This window comes from Streptomyces sp. NPDC055078, assembly GCF_053607985.1.
The window spans coordinates 1-1,783 of sequence record NZ_JBSGUP010001036.1 but is presented as its reverse complement, the minus strand read 5'-3'; the positions used below and the strand labels follow the sequence as shown (position 1 = coordinate 1,783).

The window sequence follows — 1,783 nt, the reverse complement described above, 5'->3', positions numbered from 1 at the left end:
CCCCGGCGGCCACCCGCGCGCGGGTCGCCCCGTACGCGGGTGGCCGTGTCTCACCGGCGCACCTTCGGCTGGCCCCGTGTGGAACCCGCGGTCGGTGAAGGACACCCAGCTGGCGCAGCGGGGCGTCGATCACGCCCCGCCCGAACGTCACGCCGTGTCGCTGTCGCAGCCACCACGGTTCGGCGTACGCCTGTGCGATCTTGAACGCGGGCACCGCTTCGAAGGTGACGCCGGTGATCCCGCGTGACTTCCCGGGGCGGTGGGGGCGCACCGCGGCGGGGCCGGTTCCGCGCACGGCAGGGGCCGGGGCGACGGCTCAGGAGCGACGGGCGGTGCCGGTGAGCCGTCCCCTGCTCAGGGTGAGGGTCTGGTCGGCCTCGGCGGCCAGTTGCTGGGAGTGCGTGACGACGATGACGCATTTGCCCTGCTCATGGGCCAGTTCCTGGAAGATGCGGATGATCCCGGCGGCGGTGTCGGCATCGAGGTTGCCGGTGGGTTCGTCGGCGAAGAGGATGTCGACGTCGCAGGCCAGGGCGCGGGCGATGGCGACGCGCTGCTGCTGCCCGCCGGACAGCCGCTGCACGCTGCGGGTGGCCTGCTGTCTGTCGAGTCCGACCCGTTCGAGGAGTTCGAGTGCGTGAGCCCTCTTGCCGCGGACCTTGGTGCCGGTGATCTCCATGGCGGTGGTGACGTTCTGTACGGCCGTCATATAGGTGAGCAGGTTGTACTGCTGGAAGACGGTGGCCGCGTGCCGGTTGCGGTAGCGGCCCAGGCCGATGCGGGCGAGGTCGGTGCCATCGAAGCTGACGGTGCCCTGGGTGGGCGCGTCCAGGCCGCTGGCCAGTGACAGCAGGGTGGTCTTGCCGCTGCCGGAGGGACCGAGAACGGCGTAGAAGGTGCCGCGGTGGAAGCCGTGGTCGATGCCCTTGAGGACGGTGGTGCGGCGGCGCTGCCCGGTGTACGTGTGACTGACGCCCGAGAGCCGCAGGACGGGCTCGGTGGTGGTGGTGAGAGCCGGGGAAGGCATGACGGTCACTTGCCCTTCGTCAGGATGGTCTTGGGATGGAGGCGCAGGACGGAAGCGGCGGGTATCGCGGTGGCCAGCAGGGCGATACCGAGGCCGGTGCCGACGACCGTGGCCAGGGCGCCGTTGTCGAGGCGGACGGTGATCCGGTCGATCGGGTCGGCATCCGCGACCGGCTGGTCGTCGGGGTCCCTGCCCTGGCCGAGGCCGGTTGAGCCGGGCGCGGGCGGCTCCCACGAGTCGATCTCCTTCTGTGCCGCCGCCGCCTCGCCGGACACCAGGGAGTTTCCCGCGCTCTGGGTGAGGGGTTCGGCGAACAGCCAGCTCAGTCCGATCGCCAGGGTGGCCACCGCGACGATCTCCACGGTCTGCTGGGCGATGACCTTCCCCTTCTTCTCGCCCATGGCGAGCAGTACGCCGTACTCCTTGGTCCGCTGCTTGACCGCGAGGGTCACCAGCAGCGCCAGGACGCCGGCGCCCGCGATGCCGATGAGCCACATCGCGATGGTGGTGGAGGAGGACACCGCGTTCAGCGGGCCGGTCATCTGCCTGACGGCCTTGTCGTTGATGCCGAGCCTGAAACCGTCCAGGCTGGAGCCGGCCTGCTTCTTCGCCCAGGAGGTGAAAGCGCCGAACGTCGCGGGGTCCTTGAGCCTGAAGCCGGCGCCGCCGAGGTTCGTGGTCCCCGCCTGCCGGCCGTTGAGCCGGCTGAGTGCGTGGGACGGGACGATCAGCCGGTCCCCCGGGGAATCCAGGTAC

At 70.8% G+C, this 1,783-nt stretch carries 3 protein-coding genes; 1 reads left to right on the top strand and 2 read right to left on the bottom strand.

Annotated elements, in window-relative coordinates; all coding sequences use genetic code 11:
* Nucleotides 1-94: 94 nt before the first annotated feature.
* Nucleotides 95-247, top strand: a complete 153-nt coding sequence (locus ACWF94_RS39895; protein ID WP_453500098.1) for a hypothetical protein — start codon at nucleotides 95-97, stop codon at nucleotides 245-247.
* Between the two features lie 69 nt (nucleotides 248-316).
* Here ACWF94_RS39895 and ACWF94_RS39890 read toward each other — a convergent pair whose 3' ends face one another.
* Together ACWF94_RS39890 and ACWF94_RS39885 are read right to left on the bottom strand one after the other, a co-directional pair.
* A complete protein-coding gene (locus ACWF94_RS39890) occupies nucleotides 317-1,027 on the bottom strand; it encodes an ABC transporter ATP-binding protein (RefSeq protein ID WP_453500100.1) in 711 nt (236 codons plus the stop codon).
* Nucleotides 1,028-1,032: 5 nt separating this feature from the next.
* Nucleotides 1,033-1,783, bottom strand: a 751-nt coding sequence (locus ACWF94_RS39885; RefSeq protein ID WP_453500096.1) for an FtsX-like permease family protein, incomplete at its 5' end; no start/stop codon positions are given.

What these genes read in the sequence shown, in the direction of transcription:
- ACWF94_RS39890 (WP_453500100.1), bottom strand. Translation starts at nt 1,027, where the DNA reads ATGCCTTCCCCGGCTCTCACCACCACCACCGAGCCCGTCCTGCGGCTC.